Annotated in this window: 19 protein-coding genes; 2 read left to right on the top strand and 17 right to left on the bottom strand. The window is 63.7% G+C overall.

Going from position 1 to position 16774, the window contains the following annotated elements:
* Nucleotides 1–21: 21 nt before the first annotated feature.
* The 9 genes from ACR64R_RS23810 to gcvA form a co-directional block, all read right to left on the bottom strand.
* On the bottom strand, nucleotides 22–1608 hold the full coding sequence (locus ACR64R_RS23810) for an FGGY-family carbohydrate kinase (protein ID WP_487358696.1): 1587 nt from the start codon (nucleotides 1606–1608) through the stop codon (nucleotides 22–24).
* Nucleotides 1605–2288 carry an HAD family hydrolase gene (locus tag ACR64R_RS23805; protein WP_487358695.1) on the bottom strand — a complete coding sequence of 228 codons (684 nt, stop codon included), beginning with the start codon at nucleotides 2286–2288 and terminating at the stop codon, nucleotides 1605–1607. The genes ACR64R_RS23810 and ACR64R_RS23805 overlap by 4 nt, the downstream gene beginning before the upstream one ends.
* An 18-nt stretch (nucleotides 2289–2306) precedes the next feature.
* Entirely contained in the window at nucleotides 2307–3785 is a 1479-nt protein-coding gene (locus tag ACR64R_RS23800; RefSeq protein ID WP_487362530.1) for a mannitol dehydrogenase family protein, read from the bottom strand.
* A gap of 163 nt (nucleotides 3786–3948) precedes the next feature.
* Nucleotides 3949–4719 (bottom strand): L-iditol 2-dehydrogenase, encoded by a 771-nt coding sequence (locus ACR64R_RS23795; RefSeq protein WP_487358694.1) that lies wholly within the window; start codon nucleotides 4717–4719, stop codon nucleotides 3949–3951.
* Complete coding sequence (locus ACR64R_RS23790; protein ID WP_487358693.1) at nucleotides 4716–5720, bottom strand: ABC transporter ATP-binding protein; 1005 nt, start codon at nucleotides 5718–5720, stop codon at nucleotides 4716–4718. The genes ACR64R_RS23795 and ACR64R_RS23790 overlap by 4 nt, the downstream gene beginning before the upstream one ends.
* A gap of 64 nt (nucleotides 5721–5784) precedes the next feature.
* Entirely contained in the window at nucleotides 5785–6609 is an 825-nt protein-coding gene (locus ACR64R_RS23785) for a carbohydrate ABC transporter permease (protein WP_487358692.1), read from the bottom strand.
* An 11-nt stretch (nucleotides 6610–6620) separates the two neighbouring features.
* On the bottom strand, nucleotides 6621–7493 hold the full coding sequence (locus tag ACR64R_RS23780; RefSeq protein ID WP_487358691.1) for a carbohydrate ABC transporter permease: 873 nt from the start codon (nucleotides 7491–7493) through the stop codon (nucleotides 6621–6623).
* Nucleotides 7494–7634: 141 nt separating this feature from the next.
* Entirely contained in the window at nucleotides 7635–8945 is a 1311-nt protein-coding gene (locus tag ACR64R_RS23775; protein WP_487358690.1) for an ABC transporter substrate-binding protein, read from the bottom strand.
* Between the two features lie 173 nt (nucleotides 8946–9118).
* The gene (gene gcvA / locus ACR64R_RS23770; RefSeq protein ID WP_487358689.1) at nucleotides 9119–10027 is read right to left on the bottom strand and encodes a transcriptional regulator GcvA; all 909 of its coding nucleotides are present in this window, start codon (nucleotides 10025–10027) and stop codon (nucleotides 9119–9121) included.
* Nucleotides 10028–10137: 110 nt separating this feature from the next.
* Here gcvA and ACR64R_RS23765 point away from each other — a divergent pair, with 110 nt between their 5' ends.
* The gene (locus ACR64R_RS23765) at nucleotides 10138–10323 is read left to right on the top strand and encodes a hypothetical protein (RefSeq protein WP_487358688.1); all 186 of its coding nucleotides are present in this window, start codon (nucleotides 10138–10140) and stop codon (nucleotides 10321–10323) included.
* 12 nt (nucleotides 10324–10335) lie between these two features.
* On the opposite strand, the gene ACR64R_RS23760 is transcribed toward ACR64R_RS23765, so the two are convergent.
* Nucleotides 10336–11301: a sugar-binding transcriptional regulator gene (locus ACR64R_RS23760; protein WP_487358687.1), complete on the bottom strand. Its 966-nt coding sequence runs from the start codon at nucleotides 11299–11301 to the stop codon at nucleotides 10336–10338.
* A gap of 311 nt (nucleotides 11302–11612) precedes the next feature.
* Here ACR64R_RS23760 and ACR64R_RS23755 point away from each other — a divergent pair, with 311 nt between their 5' ends.
* Nucleotides 11613–12245, top strand: coding sequence for an HAD family hydrolase (locus ACR64R_RS23755; protein WP_487358686.1), 633 nt, complete (start codon nucleotides 11613–11615; stop codon nucleotides 12243–12245).
* A gap of 76 nt (nucleotides 12246–12321) precedes the next feature.
* Here ACR64R_RS23755 and ACR64R_RS23750 read toward each other — a convergent pair whose 3' ends face one another.
* The 7 genes from ACR64R_RS23750 to ACR64R_RS23720 form a co-directional block, all read right to left on the bottom strand.
* Nucleotides 12322–13089, bottom strand: a complete 768-nt coding sequence (locus tag ACR64R_RS23750) for a class II aldolase and adducin N-terminal domain-containing protein (protein WP_487358685.1) — start codon at nucleotides 13087–13089, stop codon at nucleotides 12322–12324.
* An 84-nt stretch (nucleotides 13090–13173) separates the two neighbouring features.
* Entirely contained in the window at nucleotides 13174–13806 is a 633-nt protein-coding gene (gene ureG, locus ACR64R_RS23745; protein ID WP_487358684.1) for an urease accessory protein UreG, read from the bottom strand.
* Entirely contained in the window at nucleotides 13803–14243 is a 441-nt protein-coding gene (locus ACR64R_RS23740) for a DUF3995 domain-containing protein (RefSeq protein WP_487358683.1), read from the bottom strand. Before ACR64R_RS23740 ends, ureG begins: the two co-directional genes overlap by 4 nt.
* Nucleotides 14240–14956, bottom strand: a complete 717-nt coding sequence (locus ACR64R_RS23735; protein ID WP_487362529.1) for an urease accessory protein UreF — start codon at nucleotides 14954–14956, stop codon at nucleotides 14240–14242. Before ACR64R_RS23735 ends, ACR64R_RS23740 begins: the two co-directional genes overlap by 4 nt.
* Nucleotides 14904–15521: an urease accessory protein UreE gene (gene ureE / locus ACR64R_RS23730; RefSeq protein ID WP_487358682.1), complete on the bottom strand. Its 618-nt coding sequence runs from the start codon at nucleotides 15519–15521 to the stop codon at nucleotides 14904–14906. The genes ACR64R_RS23735 and ureE overlap by 53 nt, the downstream gene beginning before the upstream one ends.
* A complete protein-coding gene (locus ACR64R_RS23725; RefSeq protein ID WP_487358681.1) occupies nucleotides 15518–16123 on the bottom strand; it encodes a glutathione S-transferase family protein in 606 nt (201 codons plus the stop codon). The genes ureE and ACR64R_RS23725 overlap by 4 nt, the downstream gene beginning before the upstream one ends.
* Before the next feature lie 46 nt (nucleotides 16124–16169).
* Nucleotides 16170–16763 (bottom strand): hypothetical protein, encoded by a 594-nt coding sequence (locus ACR64R_RS23720; RefSeq protein WP_487358680.1) that lies wholly within the window; start codon nucleotides 16761–16763, stop codon nucleotides 16170–16172.
* Nucleotides 16764–16774: the final 11 nt, after the last annotated feature.

The following is a 16774-nucleotide window of genomic DNA, read 5'->3' as shown; positions in this document are numbered from 1 at the left end:
CCGGTTGCGTCCTGGAACGCTCTACCCAATCGCGTCGAGCGCCTGCCGCTGGCGGTGCATCTCGAGGAAGATCCGGTAGTCGCGATCGAAGCGGGCGCCGGCGGCCTTGTTGGGCGCGCGCGCCTTGCCGCCCTGCTGCATGGCGACGCAGGCGGCGTTGAGGTCGCTGTAGAGCCCGGCGGCTGTTGCCGCCACCATGCCGGTGCCGAGCAGGACCGCCTCGTCGGCCAGCGGCTCGACCACCGTGCAGCCCGTGGCGTCGGCGTAAAGCTCCATCAATAGCGGGTTCTTGGTGTGGCCGCCGGTGACATGCAGCGTGTCGATCAAATAGCCGTTCTCGTTCAACGCCTCGAGCACGTGGCGCACGCCGAGCGCGATGCCGACGGCGGTGCGCCAGTAGAGCTTGCACAGGCTGTCGAAGGAGGAATCGAGCGTCAGCCCGCTGATGACGCCGACCGCATGCGGATCGGCGAGCGGCGAACGATTGCCATGGAAATCCGGCAGCACATGCAGCCTTGCAGCCAGCGCATCGCCGTCCTCGGCGCGCAGCTCGGCAACCCGGCTGGCGATCTTCATATGCATGGCCGCGTCGGGCTCACCACCTGCCCCGTGCCATCGGATGATGTGATCGAGCAGCGCGCCGGTGGCCGACTGGCCGCCCTCCGAGAGCCATAGCGTCGGCAAGGCGGCGCCGTAATACGGACCCCAGACGCCGGCAAAGGGTTGCGGGTCGCGCGACATTGCCATGACGCAGGACGACGTACCGGCAATCAGAGCCAGGTGCCGGCTGATGTTCTTCTCGTCGCCGGCAAAGCCGCCGAGGACGCCGAGCGCGCCGGCATAGGCATCGATGACACCGGCGCCGACCCGGCATTCTTCGGTGAGGCCGAGTTCGGCCGCTGCAGCGGCCGTCAAGGGGCCGATATCGGCGCCGACCGGGCTTGCCTTCTCCGGCAGATTGCCGTGCTCGAAGAGGTCACCAAGGCCGACGAGATCGAAGAAATCGCGTCGCCAGCTGTTCTCCTCATGCGCCAGATAGGTCCACTTCGCCGTCAGCGTGCATTGCGAACGGGCCAGTGAGCCCGACGCCTTCCAGGTCAGGAAGTCGGCCAGATCAAATAGATAGCCGGCTTCATTCCATGTTTGCGGCAGATGGCGTTTCAGCCACATCAGCTTCGGCGTCGCCATCTCCGGCGACATCACTCCGCCGATATAGTCGAGGACGGCGTGGCCGCTTGCCGTGCATTCATCGGCCTCGGCGATGGCGCGGTGGTCGAGCCAGACGACCGTGTCCCAGCGCTTTGCGCCGGTCACCGAGACGCTGAGCTGTTCGCCTTGCCTGTCGCGCACGACCAGCGAGCAGGTGGCGTCGAAAGAAATGCCGGCGACATCGCCGGCCGCAACGCCGGATTTGCGCAGCGCGCCCCGCACGGATTTGCACACCGCCGCCCAGATGTCCTGCGAATCGTGTTCGGCGTGATCGGGCTTGGGCTGATGCATGGCGATCGGATGATCGGCCCGGGCCAACAGGTTGCCCTCGGCATCGAGAATGCCCGCGCGAGCGCTCCCGGTGCCGACATCGACCGCGCAAACAAAGCTTTTCGTCAAGATGTTCTTACTCTCGCTCCCAGGCCTGCAATCAGATCGGGCAATTGCAGCATGTCAGCGAATATAGAGTCCGGTTCCGTCGACGCAAGCCGCGCCCTCAGGGCGGGGCTGGACGCATGCGAGCCGCCGGTGAAAGCGAAGACGCGCATGCCGGCCGCGCGAGCCGCCGCAATGCCGGCCGGGCTGTCCTCGATCACCAGGCAGTTGCGTGGATGGGCTCGCATGCTTGCGGCGGCGTGCAGGAAGAGATCGGGTGCCGGCTTCCCGTTTTTGACCATGGTGGCGCTGAAGATATGCGGCTCCAGCAGCGGCAGCAGGCCGGTCACGTCGAGCGCGTAGCGGATGCGTTCCAGCGTGCCCGACGACGCGACGCAGCGGGGCCGACCGAGCTTCGGCAGCACGTCCTTGACGCCGGCGATCGGTTTCAATTCCTCGCGGAATTTGCGCATCAGGTCGACGCGCATTGCGGTCAGATGCCGGTCGCTGATCTCGAGCCCGAAATCGCGGCCGAGTATCTCGCGCACGCTTTTCATGCTCTTGCCCAGAAAATACTCGTAGGCGACGTCCTCGCTGAGCGTGCCGCCAGCGAGCTCGATCATGGCGAGCAGCGCCGAGACCGAAAGCGCCTCGCTGTCGACCAGCACGCCGTCACAGTCGAAAATGACCAGTTCAGGCGTCACGGCTGGCTCTTCCGGCCTTCAGAGCCTCCCGGCGAGATAGCGCGTCAGGGTCTCGCGCGCGCCGTTCGCCCACAGCACCTGCAAGGCGTGAGCGAAGGCCGCGGCGAAGGCGGACGAACGGCCGACATCGCCATAGATATCCTCCATCGCAAGCCACGCCTTCGGATCATCCTTCGCTGCCTTCGCGGTTGCCTGCATGCGGCCCCAGTTCGGGTCGTTCGGCTCTATGATTGCGCCGCTGTCGGTGACGCCGAAGCAGTAGCGGCACCATAGGGCCGATTCCAGCGCCAGACCGGCGACTCCCTTGCCCGCCTTGAGCCGGTCGGCGATCGTCGGGATGATGAATTTCGGCTGGCGGTTCGAGCCGTCGAGGCAGAGCCGGCGGATGGTGTCGCCGATCTTCGGATTGGCAAAACGCCGTTCGATAAGCTGGTAGTACTCCTCCAGGTCAGTGTCGGGCACCGGCGGCACGGTCGGGATGATCTCGTCATGCTCGAGCTTCGAGAGGAAGTCGCGCACCAGCGGCTCTTCCATGCCTTCATGGACGAAATGAATGTCCATCAGACCGGCCGGATAGGCGATGGCGGCATGGCCGCCGTTGAGGATCCGGATCTTCATCAGCTCGTAGGGCGAGACATCCTTGACGAACTGCACGCCGACCTTTTCCAGCGCCGGGCGGCCCGCGGTGAAGCGGTCCTCCAGCACCCACTGCTTGAACGGCTCGCAGAACACCGGCCAGTTGTCCTCCAGCCCGAAATCATCGGCGAGGATCTTGCGCTCGCGATCTGTGGTGGCCGGCGTGATGCGGTCGACCATGGCATTGGGAAAGGCGACACTGTCCCTCACCCAGTCGGCCAGATCCTCGTCGATCAGCCGCGCCAGGCCGATGACGCCGTCGGATGTGACGTGGCCGTTATGGGGAATGTTGTCGCAGGACATGACGGTGAACGGCACGATGCCTTCGGCGCGCCGGCGCAGCAGGCCGGCAAGGATGATGCCAAAGACGGTTTTCGGCACGGCGCCCGGCCGCGCGTCGGCGACGATGTCGGGATGGGCCGGGTTGAACTTGCCTGAGGCCGGGTCGATGAAATAGCCGCCTTCGGTGATGGTCAGCGAAACGATCCTGATTGCCGGATCGGCAAGCCGCTCGATGATCGCGGCAGCATCGCCGGGCGTCAGGAAATCGATCATGGCGCCGGTGACGCGGGCGCTCATATGGCCCTGGTCCTGCTCGACGACGGTGGTCAGCCAGTCCTGCTCCTGCAGCTTGGCGCGACCGATCTTCTCGCCCTCGAACACGCCGGCGCCGATCAGAGCCCAGTCGTGGCCCTCGCCTCTTCCGAACAGCTCGTCGAGATAGACCGCCTGATGCGAGCGGTGGAAATTGCCCACGCCGAAATGGACGATACCGCCCTTGAGGGCGGAGCGGTCATATTTCGGGCCGGCGACCTTGGCCGGCAGCCTTGCGAGGTTCGAGGAAGAGAGTTTCACGGTCATCTCAGTTACCCTTTGGCCGATCTGCAGGCCGACTGTTTCCGCCTCCTTCGGAAGTGCGAGGATGAGGGACGACACCTGGTGTTCCAGTATGCCGCCCCTCACCTGCCCGCGGCGTCTTCTCCGGAGGAAAGAGAGAAGCGCCTTCCCCCTCAACTCATTCCCGTCAGCTCATCCATTGGCCGCCATCGACATTGTAGGTCTGGGCGACAATGTATTCGGCCTCGTCGCTGGCCAGGAAAACCGCCATGCCGGCAAGATCTTCCGGCTTGCCCATGCGCCCGTACGGAACGCCTTCACCGACCAATCGCTTCTTCTCACCTTTCGGCCGGTTCTCATATTTGGCGAACAGCGCGTCGACTTGATCCCACATGTCGCTGTCGACGACGCCCGGCGCGATGCCGTTGACGTTGATGCGGTACTTGATGAGATCGAGCGCCGCCGATTGCGTGAGCGAAATGACGGCGGCCTTGGTGGCGCAATAGACGGCGACCAGCGGCTCGCCGCGCCGACCTGCCTGGCTCGCCATGTTGATGATCCTGCCGCCCTTGCCGCGCGCGATCATCGAACGGGCGGCCGCCTGCAGCATGAACAAAGTGCCGGCGACATTGACCGAGAATAGTTTTTCGTAGCTCGCCTTCGTTATCTCGACGATCGGCGCGAGGTCGAAGATCGCTGCGTTGTTGACCAGCACGTCGATCCCACCGGCCTTCGCCTCGACCGCTTTCACCGACGCCTCGATCGAGGCCTGATCGGTGACGTCCAGCCGAACCGCGTAAGCGGCGGAGCCAATGGCCTTGGATGTCGCTTTCGCCGCCTCGAAGTCGAGGTCGGCAATCGCCACCGTCGCGCCTTCGCGCACATAGGCCTCGGCGAAGGCCCTGCCGATGCCGCGCGCCGACCCCGTGATCAGCGCCGATTTGCCTTGCAGCCTCATTGCGCCAGCGCCTTGCCGTCAGCGTCGAAGCGATGGAGCTTTGACTTGTCGGGCGTCAGGTAGACGGTATCGCCATGCCTGACCGCGACCTCGCCGTCGGCGCGGACATTGATCGTGCCTATGCCATCTGCCTGGACGTGCAGGAAAGTATCGGAGCCGAGATGCTCGGCAACGCCAACCGTCGCCTTCCAGTCGCCGGACGTTGTCGAGATGGCGAGATGCTCGGGCCGGATGCCGATGGTCTTGGCGCCGTACTTTTCCGCCGGCGCGCCTTCGATCATGTTCATCTTGGGCGAACCGATGAAGCCGGCGACGAAGAGGTTCTTCGGTGTCTTGTAGAGCTCCATCGGCGAGCCGACCTGCTCGATGTTGCCGGCATTGAGGACGACGATCTTGTCGGCCATGGTCATGGCTTCGACCTGGTCGTGGGTGACGTAGACCATCGTCGTCTTCAACTGCTGGTGCAACTCGCTGATCTCCAGGCGCATGGTGCCGCGAAGTGCAGCGTCGAGGTTGGACAGCGGCTCGTCGAACAGGAAGGCCGAAGGCTGGCGCACGATGGCGCGGCCGATGGCGACGCGCTGGCGCTGGCCGCCTGAGAGCTGGCCGGGGCGGCGCTCGAGATAGTTGGTGAGGTTCAGGATGCGCGCGGCGTCCTTGACCTTCTTGTCGATGGTCGCCTGGTCCTCGCCGGCCATCTTCAGCGGGAAGGCGATGTTCTTGGCGACGGTCATATGCGGGTAGAGCGCGTAGGACTGGAAGACCATGGCAAGCTTGCGCTTGGCCGGGGCCTCGCGGGTGACGTCGCGGCCATCGATCGAGATGGTGCCGCCACTGGTGTCCTCGAGCCCGGCGATCAACCTGAGCAGCGTGGACTTGCCGCAACCCGAGGGGCCGACGAACACCACGAACTCGCCATCCTCGATGTTGAGGTCGATGTTCGGAATGATCGTCGTCGACCCGAAGGACTTGGAGACGTTCTTGAGCGTGATGTTTCCCATGGCTTCCTCCCCGGGGGTGGTCTTCTTCGTCCGCCGCGCGGCGTTCCTACTTCACGGCGCCGCCTTACTTCACGGCACCGAAAGTCAGGCCGCGCACCAACTGCTTCTGGCTGAACCAGCCCATGATCAGGATCGGCGCGATCGCCAGCGTCGATGCTGCCGAGAGCTTGGCCCAGAACAGGCCTTGAGGGCTCGAGAAGGAGCTGATGAAGGCCGTCAGCGGCGCGGCGTTGGTGGTGGTGAGCCGGATGGTCCAGAACGCCTCGTTCCAGGCCAGGATGATGTTCAAGAGCATCGTCGAGGCAATGCCGGGAACGGCCATCGGCGTCAGGACATAGATGATCTCGTTCCACAGCGAGGCGCCGTCCATGCGCGCCGCTTCCAGGATCTCGCCCGGGATCTCGCGGAAGTATGTGTAGAGCATCCAGACCACGATCGGCAGGTTGATCAGCATCAGCATCACGGTGAGGCCGATGCGGCTGTCGAGCAGGCCGGTGTCGCGGAAGATCAGGTAGATCGGGAACAGCACCGCGACCGCCGGCATCATCTTGGTGGAGAGCATCCACATCAGGATGTCCTTGGTGCGCTTCGTCGGCGAAAACGCCATCGACCAGGCCGCGGGGACGGCGACCAGGAGCGCCAGAACGGTAGACCCGACCGACAGGATCACCGAGTTCAGGAAGAACTTGAAGTAGCCGCTTTGCGCCTGCACCTCCGAATAGCTCTCGAAGGTCCCGGAAGGGATCAGGTTAAAACCCTGGATCGCCTCCTGCTCCGACTTGAACGAGGTGATGATCGTATAAAGGATCGGAAAAAAGATCAGCAGGGCGACGATCCAGGCCGCAACCGTGGCGATGGTCTTGTGCTGGGTGGTGACTGCGCGTGCCATCTTATCCTCCCTTACTTGTCGAGGTTCTTGCCGACGGCGCGCATGGCGAAGAAGGCAACGATGTTGGCAAGAATGACGGCGATGACACCACCGGCGGATGCCTGACCGATTTTGAACTCCAGCAGCGCCTTCTGGTAGACCAGGAAGGGCAGGTTGGTGGAGGCATAGCCTGGGCCGCCATTGGTGGTGACCAGGATCTCGGCATAGACCGAGAGCAGGAAGATCGTCTGGATCAGGATGACGACGGTGATGGCGCGCGACATGTGCGGCAGCGTCAGATACCAGAAGCGGCTGAGGAAGCCGGCGCCGTCCATTTCGGCCGCCTCCTTCTGCTCTCCATCAAGCGATTGGAGCGAGGTGAGCAGGATCAGCGTCGCGAAGGGCAGCCACTGCCAGGCGACGATCAGGATGATGGCGGTCAGCGGATGCTGGCCGAACCAGTCGATCGGCTCAGCGCCGAAGAAGCGCGCGATATCGGCAAAGACGCCGTATTGCGGGTGCATGATCATGTTCTTCCAGACGAGCGCCGCGACTGGGGGCATGACGAAGAACGGCGAGATGACCAGGATGCGCACGATGCCCTGGCCCCAGATCGGCTGATCGAGCAGCATCGCCAGAAGGATGCCGCCAACCACGGTGATGACCAGCACGCTGCCGACAATCGTGAGCGTGTTGAGGATCGAATGGAGGAAGGCCGGGTTGGAGTAGAAAAGCTTATAGTTGTCGAACCAGACGAACCCGTCGCGGATCGGGTTCAGTGGATTGTACTGCAGCAACGAGAACCACAGGGTGAAAGCCAGCGGAACGATCATCCAGACGAACAGCAGGATCACCGATGGTGCCATCATGAAGCGGGCAAGCGAACGGGTTTGCTGAGTAGCCATGACGGTCACCCTCCCAAAGTCAGCCGGATTTTCAGAGTCGCGCCAGAATTTTCCCGGTTCTTAAGGGGGACCGCCCGAACTGGGTTTCGGGCGGCCCTTGCCGGCCTGATAGGCGACCGGCGTTCGGCACCGGGAGGAGCCTTACTTGATGTAGCCGCCTTCGGTCATCGCCGCGGTGGCCGCGTCCTGGGCCTGCTTGAGCGCATCGTCGACGCTCGACTGGCCGGCAAGGGCGGCCGAGAAGAGCTGGCCGACGGTGGTGCCGAGGCCCTGGAATTCTGGAATAGCGACGAACTGCACGCCGACATACGGTACCGGCTTGACGGTCGGATGCGTCGGATCGGCTGCGTTGATGGAGTCCAACGTCATCTTCGCGAAGGGCGCCGCCTTCTGATACTCAGGATTGTTGTAGAGAGAGGTGCGCGTTCCCGGCGGCACATTGGCCCAGCCTTCCTTCGAAGCGACCAGCTCGGCATAATGCTTGCTGGTTGCCCAGGAGACGAACTTCTCGGCGGCGGCGGCCTTCTGGGTGCCGGCGGGGATCGCCAGCGACCATGCCCACAGCCAGTTGCCGCGCTTGCCCAGGCCGTTGTCGGGCGCCAGCGCATAGCCGACCTTGTCGGCGACCTTGGAGGCCTTCGGATCGGAGACGAAGGACGCCGCGACGGTGGCGTCGATCCACATGCCGCACTTGCCCTGCTGGAACAGCGCCAGGTTTTCATTGAAGCCGTTGGACGAAGCGCCTTCCGGACCGTCGGCCTTCATCAGGTCGACATAGAACTGCAGCGTCTTCTTCCATTCGGGCTGATCGAATTGCGGCTTCCAGTTCTCGTCGAACCAGCGCGCGCCGAAGGAATTCGACATGGCGGTGAGGAAGGCCATGTTCTCGCCCCAGCCGGCCTTGCCGCGCAGGCACACGCCGTTCACGCCGTTGGCGCGGTCGGTCATCTTGTCGGCGGCCTGCTTGATGAAGTCCCAGGTCGGCGCGTCGGGCATCTTGAGGCCGGCCTTTTCCATCAGGTCCTTGCGGTACATGACGAAGGAGCTTTCGCCGTAGAAGGGCGCGGCATAGAGCTTGCCGTCGACCGAAAGCCCGCCGGCGATGGCCGGGATGATGTCCTTGACGTCGTAGTCGTCGCCGAGCTTGTCGAGCGACAGGAGCCAGTTCTGCTTGGCCCAGATCGGGACCTCATAAGTGCCGATGGTCATGACATCGTACTGGCCGCCCTTGGTGGCGATGTCGGTGGTGACGCGCTCGCGCAGTACATTTTCTTCGAGCGTAACCCAGTTGAGCTGGATGTCGGGGTTGGCCTTGGTGAAGTCGTCCGTCAGCTTCTGCATGCGGACCATGTCGCCATTGTTGACGGTGGCGATGGTGATGGATTCGGCATGCGCGGCGAAAGCAAGAGCGCTTGCCGACAACAGGCCCAGGGTTAGCGTGCGAAGTTTCATCAAATTCCTCCCTTAAACCAAGTGAGCATTTGCCTTGGCTATGGGCAATTACTCACTTAACATGATTTATGTCAAGCCGGAATCTATGCTGCGGCGCAGCAGAAATGACGCGACCAGGCCCCGGTCCGGCGACGTGCCGGAACCTTCTGGCAGTCAGCCGGGGGGCGGTCGGCCTAGGGGCGGGCGATCTCGGCCAGGATCCAGTCGCGGAATGCGCGGATCTTCGGCACGTTGCGACGCGCCGTCGGATAGACCAGCCAATAAGCATGGCCGTCGTCGCCGACCAGGTCGAAGGGCTGAATCAGGCGGCCGTCGGCGATCTCGTTCTTGAACAGCGCCCTGGTCAGGATCGCCACGCCATGGCCGGCGATTGCCGCGTTCGCCTCGTAGGCCTGCGCGCCCATGCTGGAGCCGGGCCGCTTTGCAAGATCATGCCCGGTCACCCCGGCAGCCTCGAACCATTGCGTCCACCAGATGTCGCCGGGATCGAGGATCGGCAGCCGCAACAGGTCGGCCGGCTCCTTGACGCCGCCGATGCTCGCCGCAAGGCTCGGGCTCAGCATCGGCGTGAAATCGGCGTCGAGCAGCTTGTGAGCCTCCAGGCCTGGCCACTTGCCCGCGCCGGAACGAATGGCGAGATCGACATCCTCGCGCGCGAAATCGGTCAGGCGGCTCGAGGTGTCGAGCCGCACGGCAAGCGCTGGATGAGCGATCTGGAACGCACCCAGATGCTGCGCCAGCCAGTTCGAAGCGAAGGTCAGCACGGTGGTGACGCAAAGCAGTCCTTCGGCGCCGCCGCGCGCCGCGGCATAGGCCTGCGCAATGATGGAGAAAGCCTCGCTGACCGCGGGCGCCAGGCGCTGGCCGGGCTCGGTCAACTCGATCTGCTTTGGCCTGCGCAGGAACAGCGGCGCGCCGACGCGCTCTTCCAGCAGCTTGATCTGATAGCTCGCGGCCGCCTGGGTCATGCCCAGTTCCTGTGCGGCCTTGGTGAAGGACAGGTGCCTTGCCACCGCTTCGAACACCCGGATCGCCTGCAGCGGCGGCAGGGGCGCAAACTGCGGAGAGCTGAGATCGGGCATAAGGCCTCCTTATGGGTCATGATCGAGGTTTAATTGGAAGCACGAACCGCCCAAGCCGATATTTGGGGTAGACGATCAATCCAGTTCAAGCACTGCGAAGGCTGACGATCATGATCACGGTCCAGGAAAAACGCGTTTCGACCCCCATACGCGGCTGGTTTCTCGTGCTGGCGCGGGAATTCTCACGGTTTTCGCGGCGCAGGCGCGGCTATATCGATGTCCGGGAACTGTCGGAGTATCTGCAGCGCGACATGGGTTTTCTCGACGGCAACGATCCGCGTGGCCGTTCGCAGTAGCCGGTCCTTTTTTTATCGGCGATCAGCGGCAAGCAGGGCTTCTGCTGTCCGTTCGTCGGTGATGAGCCCGTTGACCAGCCGGCGGTTGACGGCGGCGAGGATGCCCGGCAGCTTGCGCTCGCCCATGGCCAGGGCGATGACCAGCGACTTTTCGCGTGACGGCAGCGCGGCGGACGAGACGCGATCATTGGTGATGCCCTCGATCATGCGGCCCTCGCGGTCGAAGACCCAGCCAACGATCTCGGCGATGCCGCCGGCCTTCTGCAGCGCCTTCAGCTCGCTTTCGGAAATGAAGCCGTCCTCATAGAGCGGTGCCTTCGGACCGAGGTCGCCAATGCCGACGAAGGTGACGTCGGCTTCCGCGGCCAGTGCCAGGGTCGGCTGGATCATCGGCTGGTTGAGCAGCATCTCGCGCTCTTCCGGCGAGGAAGCGATGACCGGCAGCGGCATCGGGAAGGAGCGCGCCTTGACGCGGTCGGCCATGGTGAAGATGACGTTGTAGAAGGCGGCCGAGCCGTCGGGCGAGATGTTGCCGGTCAGGGACACCACCTTGTGCTGCGGACATTCCATCGGCGGCAGTTGCTCGATCGCCGCCTTCAGCGTGCGCCCGGTGCCGATCGCCATGACGATGGGGGTTTCCGAACGCAGCCGGCGTTCGATCTCGGCCGCCGCCGCCTCGGCGATGCCGATGGTCGTCGAGTTCGACGCCGGGTCGCTCGGCACCACTTCGACGAGGTCGAGAGCGAAGCGTGACTTCAGCCGCGCGGCAAGGTCGAGGCAATTCGCTATCGGATGATCGACGCGCACCTTGATCAGGCCTTCGGACATGGCGAGCGACACCAGCCGCTGCGCCGTCTGCCGGGAGATGCCCAGTTTGGCCGCGATCTGGTCCTGTGTGTTGCCGGCAACGTAATAAAGCCAGCCGGCGCGCGCGGCGTCGTCCAACCTGGTGTTGCCGGTTTCCTGTCGCGAATTCACGTTCTGCCTCCCGCCCCGCTCGAATGCTGACACGGGCGCTATAGCTTACAGCGAATACGCCTACGCGCAATTGTCTATCGAAAGGGCAATTGCTTGGGCTGTGTCAGGCTCGCAAAAGACATGCAGATCGCCTGCCCAACCATTTGCCGCCGGGACGGTTTATCTCCATCGGGAAACGCACTAAAGCGCGTCGCGATCTTTCAGATTCGCTCCATGCGCTTTAGTTTTTTGTTTTGCGCATGTCTTTGTCCCGAAACCGGTTACCACTTTCGGGAGACATGCTTTAAGGGGATCGGCGAAGGGAGCCGCGCATGACGCCGAAAGCCGTTTTCTGGGATATGGACGGAACGCTGGTCGACAGCGAGCCGCTGCATGAGGCGGCCCTTGTGGCGGCGTTGCGCAGCGTCGGCATCGCGCCGCCCGTCGACCTGCACCAGCGCGTGCTGGGCATCGCCGCATGGCCGGTCTACGAGATGCTGCGGGACGAATTCGGCCTCGACCTGCCTTTCGACCATTGGATCGTGCGCAAATACGATCACTATTTGCCGCTTGCCGAAACGCTGAAGCCACGGCCCGGCGCGATCGAGGTGTTCAACGACTTGCGCGCGCTGGGCGTCGAGCAGGCGGTGGTGTCGAACTCCGACAGGCTCATCGTCGACGCCAATCTTCGCGCCGTCGGCCTCACCTATCCGGGCATGATGACGGTCAGCCGCAACGACGTGATCGACGGCAAGCCGCTTCCCGAGCCCTTCCTGCGCGCGGCTTATCTCGCCGGCGTCGATCCGGCGGATGCCTTTGCCGTCGACGACAGCGTGACCGGCGCCATGGCGGGGCTGGCGGCGGGCATGAAGACGATCTTCTGGCCGGAAGCGCCGATGAAGGGGCCGCCCGGCGCCATCGTGATCAGCAGCGCCGAGGAACTGCGAAAGCAGTTAGGACTCTGAAGCCCGCCCACGTCGGCGCCGCCCCTCATCCGCCTGCCGGCACCTTCTCCCTGTAAACGGGCAGAAGGAAGGATATTCAGTTCCGGTAGACCGGCTCTTCCTCGTCGAGAATCGCCTTCAGCTCGGCCAGATGGCGCTCGGCCTGGCCGGGATAGTCGTCCATCTCGCGCGCGGTCTTCTCGGCGATCTCGTCTGAGAGGGTGCGCAGCGGTCGGCCGGTCCATAGCGCCTTGATGTAGGTCTCGGCGGCGCGCTCGAAATAGAACATGCGGTTGAATGTGTCGGCAACGGTGTCACCTATGACCATGACGCCGTGATTGCCCATGATCATCACCTTGACCTTGGGGTCAGTGAGAAGCTGCGAGCAGCGCTCGCCCTCCTCTTCGAAGGCCAGCCCACCATAATTGGCATCGACGACGTGGCGATTGAAGAACATGGCGGAGTTCTGGTCGACCGGCGGCAGTGTCGAATCGGCCAGCGAGGCGAGCACGGTGGCGTGGATCGAATGGACATGCATTGCACACCGCGCATGGGGGACGTTGCGGTGGATGGCGCCATGAAGGCCCCAGGCGGTCGGGTCGGGCGCGTTGGGGCCGGACAGCGTTTCGGGATCGTTGGCGTCGATCAGAAGCAGGTCGCTCGCCTTGATGCGCGAGAAATGCACCTGGTTCGGGTTCATGAGGAACTTGGTGCCGTCCTCGTTGACGGACAGCGAGAAGTGGTTGGCCACCGCCTCGTGCATGTTGAGCCGCGCCGTCCAGCGAAAGGCGGCGGCGAGATCGACCCGCTCCTCATAATAGGGCAGGTTGCTCAGCGGTTCCTTGTGCAGGCGGGCAAGGCTCATTGAAAATCCTCCGCTTGGTTTGTCGTACGAGAATGCCGCGCTTGGCAGCCGCCAGCAACCGCAAACTGGTAGGTCAGGCCGCGTTCAGGCGGCGGGGCGCGCCGACTGCAACCCGCCATGCTCGACGATGAAGTCGATCACTTCCTGCAATCCCTTGCCGCGCGACAGATCGGTGAAGCCGAACGGCCTTTTGCCGCGCATGCGCCCGGCGTCGCTTTCCATGACGTCGAGGTTGACGTTCACATAAGGCGCCAGGTCGCTCTTGTTGATGATGAGGAAATCCGAGCGGGTGATGGCCGGGCCGCCCTTGCGCGGGATCTCCTCGCCCTGGCAGACCGAGATGACATAAAGGGTGAGATCGGCAAGGTCGGGCGAGAAAGTGGCGGCGAGGTTGTCGCCGCCGGACTCGATGAAGATGATGTCGAGGTCGGGGAATTTCCGGTTCAGCTCGGCAATGGCGCGCAAGTTGATCGAGGCGTCCTCGCGAATGGCGGTGTGCGGGCAGCCGCCGGTCTCGACGCCGACGATACGCTCTTCCGGCAGCGCCTGCAGGCGAGCCAGCATCATGGCATCCTCCCTGGTGTAGATGTCGTTGGTGACGACGGCGATGGAGAAATCATCGCGCAACGCCTTGCAGAGCTTTTCGGTGAGCGTCGTCTTGCCGGAGCCAACAGGACCGCCGATGCCGACGCGAAGAGGACCGTTGGGTTGGGTCATGCGGGAAACTCCGTGATGGCAAGGATTGCAAAACCTGCCCCGATCAGCAGGCAGAGCGGCGAGTAAAGACGCTGGTCGAGCCGCGCGAAAGGCTGTTCGGGCGCGAGCCGGCGCCACCAAGGCGTAAAGCCGGCCATGCCGCGGCCGAGGAAGACAAGGCCGATCATCAATGCAGTGGCCGCCAGGCCTTCCCGTGGAAAGGGCGTGGCGAACACACCCACAAGCGCCAGCGGCCAGAGCGTCGCAAGCGCCAGGCAAGCCGCGACGGCGAAACTCGCGACGGCCGAGGGCATCTCGTCGACGCCACGGAAGCCGACGACGGCGCGCGCGCAGGATGCCTGGTCCGTACCCGGCCAGATGCCGCCTATGGCCCAATAGACATGCAGCGTGGTGATCAAAAGCAGGACAAGGGAGAGGAAGACGGCAAGCATTATCATGAACGGAACAGCCGCGAATATTGTGTTTCGTGCCGCATCGCCGCTATGTCGGACATGAAGGCCGCGCCGCCGAGATCGTCCAGACTGGAAGCGGCGGCGCGCGATGCCGTCGCAAGAGCCAGAGGCTCGAAGCCGGCTAACAATGCGACGGCGTCGATCTGACCGATGATACCGAGCCTGATCGCCGCCTGCACAAGATTGGAAAAGAAAGCCTGCAAGAAGGCGGACAGCGCCTGCGAAAGATCGATGCCGCCGCTGCCGGCAACGGCCCCGACGGCAACGCAATAGGGGCAATCGGCCGGCAATCGCTGCAAGGCCGGAGATGGCCAGGCAGACGCCGCCTGGAGAAAGGCAGCGCCCTGCAGCATGGTTTCCATATGGCGCTCCTGCGACCCGGCAAGCGCTTCGGCCAGCGCGGCAACCTCGTTGAGATCGCCGCCGTCCCGTCCCCTCCGCCAGCTTTCGGCGAAGAGCACGGCGTCGTTCCAGCCGGAACCCAGCTCGACCAGCGTCTCCAGCCAGCCTGCGAGATCCTTCCGATCGGCGACCAGCCCGTCATGCGCCGCGCGCTCGAGGCCGTGGCTGTAGGAGAAGCCGCCGACCGGGAAGGCCGGCGACAACCAGGCCATCAGCCGCAAGAGCGCGCCGGCGGAAAGCTGCTCAGTCATGGTGATGGTGATGACCGTGGTCGTGGTGATGATGGTCGTGATCATGGTGATCGTCATGATCGCGATGGTCATGCGAGTGGCCGTGATCATGGTCATGGGGGTCATGACCGTGGTGATCATGCGAATGGCCGTGATCGTGGCCATGGCCGGAATAGGCGCCGCGCACCGGGCTGAACGGTTGCGAAACCTCGCTTACCGTGGCGCCGAGACCTTCCAGCATCGCCTTGATGACGTGGTCGCGCAGGATCAGGATGCGGTCCGCCTCGATCGCTGCGGCGAGGTGGCGGTTGCCGATATGCCATGCAAGCTCGGTGAGATGGACAGTGTCGCGGGCGCGGATGTCGTAGACCTCCTCCGGCGCCGCCACGATCTCGAGCTGGCGGCCATCCTCCAGAACCAGCCGGTCACCATTGGCCAAAGCGACCGGTTCGGGCAGGTCGACCAGCACCTTGTCGCCGCCGGCTGTCTCGATGGCGCGGCGGCGCAGATGCCGCTCGTCATGCGGCAGCACGGCCTTGTCGTAGGGCGCGGCTGCTCCCGCTTCGCCGGCCGGCAGAACCGAAACCGCGCGCGGGAATTTGGTGAAATCGGTGTTGATGTTCAGCTTCATTTCATGGCTCCGCCATTGGCTTGCGCCCTAGCACGGGCGGGGCGCTGAAGGACACGATCGAAATAGGCATTCACCCGTTCGGATTCGATTGGAAACCGTCCGGCGCGCGCCCAGCCGCCCATGTCGCCGAGCAGCACGTCGACAGCGGAGAACCGATCGCCCAACGCAAAGGGCTTGTCGCCAAGCCGGCGGTCCAGCGCTTTTATTTCGGATGCGAAATCATAGGCCGCGGCCGGACCGACGTCGACCCGGACATCCTTGGGCAGCAGGAAACGATGGCGCAGCTTGTTCCACAGCGGCGCTTCCAGCTCGCTCTGCGCGAAATGCATCCAGGAATCCATCTCGGCGCGGCCGGCGAGACCGGGATTGGCGCCCATGCCTTTGTCGGCATGCTTGTCGGCCAGATAGACGCAGATCGCCGCCGAGTCGGTCACTTTGAGGTCGCCATCGATCAGGACCGGCACCTTGCCGGAGGGGTTGAGAGCAAAGGCCTCCGGCGAGCGCAGCTTGACCTCGACGAACTCATAGGGCTGCCCGAGCTCCTCGAGCATCCAGAGCACCCGGCTGACCCGGGACCCGCGTGATCCGACGGCCTTGTACATGGTTAAACTCTTGCCTTTTGCGAGAACCCTAACGCATCGCGAATGATCAGACGATGGTGTCGAACAGCCGCAGGATGAACGATATCTGGTAGATCAGCGTCGCCGCGACGAAGGCGATGTGGAAGCGGCGGTCACGGACCAGGATGGCGGCGAGGCAGAGCGCGACGAAGACCGGAGTGCGGAAGAGATATTCGTTGCCGAAGCGGGCGAAGTGCTCCGGGCCTTTGAGCAGCGTGTCGATGACGTCGAGTAGATAGGTCGCGCCAAGCAGCCCGAAGAACCAGGCGCGGCGCGAGTAAAAATAGTCCTCGTAGGAGGTGTAATCGAGCATCGAATCCGGAAACAGCAGCGCGCAGAGCAGGAACAGTGCGATGGCGTAGAAAATGATGAAAAGGTATTTGCCGAAGGTCCAGTTCTCGATGGCGTAGAGGCCAAACTCCCACCACCAGAAATGCACCAGCATCAACAGAACCGAGCCGACCCAGGCGAGATGGACCGCATAGAGCCGGTATTGGCCGGGATGCTGGACGATGCGGGCGGTTCCCGAAAGCAGCCGCGTGACGCCGAGACCGATCACCATTCCCATGACGATACGGATGTGGGGGAAGATGTCGTGCGGAGAGGCGATTTCGGCGGTCATCTACGAACAGG

It is taken from the genome of Mesorhizobium sp. MC2-1-1 (genome assembly GCF_057597255.1).
Note: the sequence above shows the minus strand (reverse complement) of the source record. Positions and strands in the feature narration are given on the sequence as shown.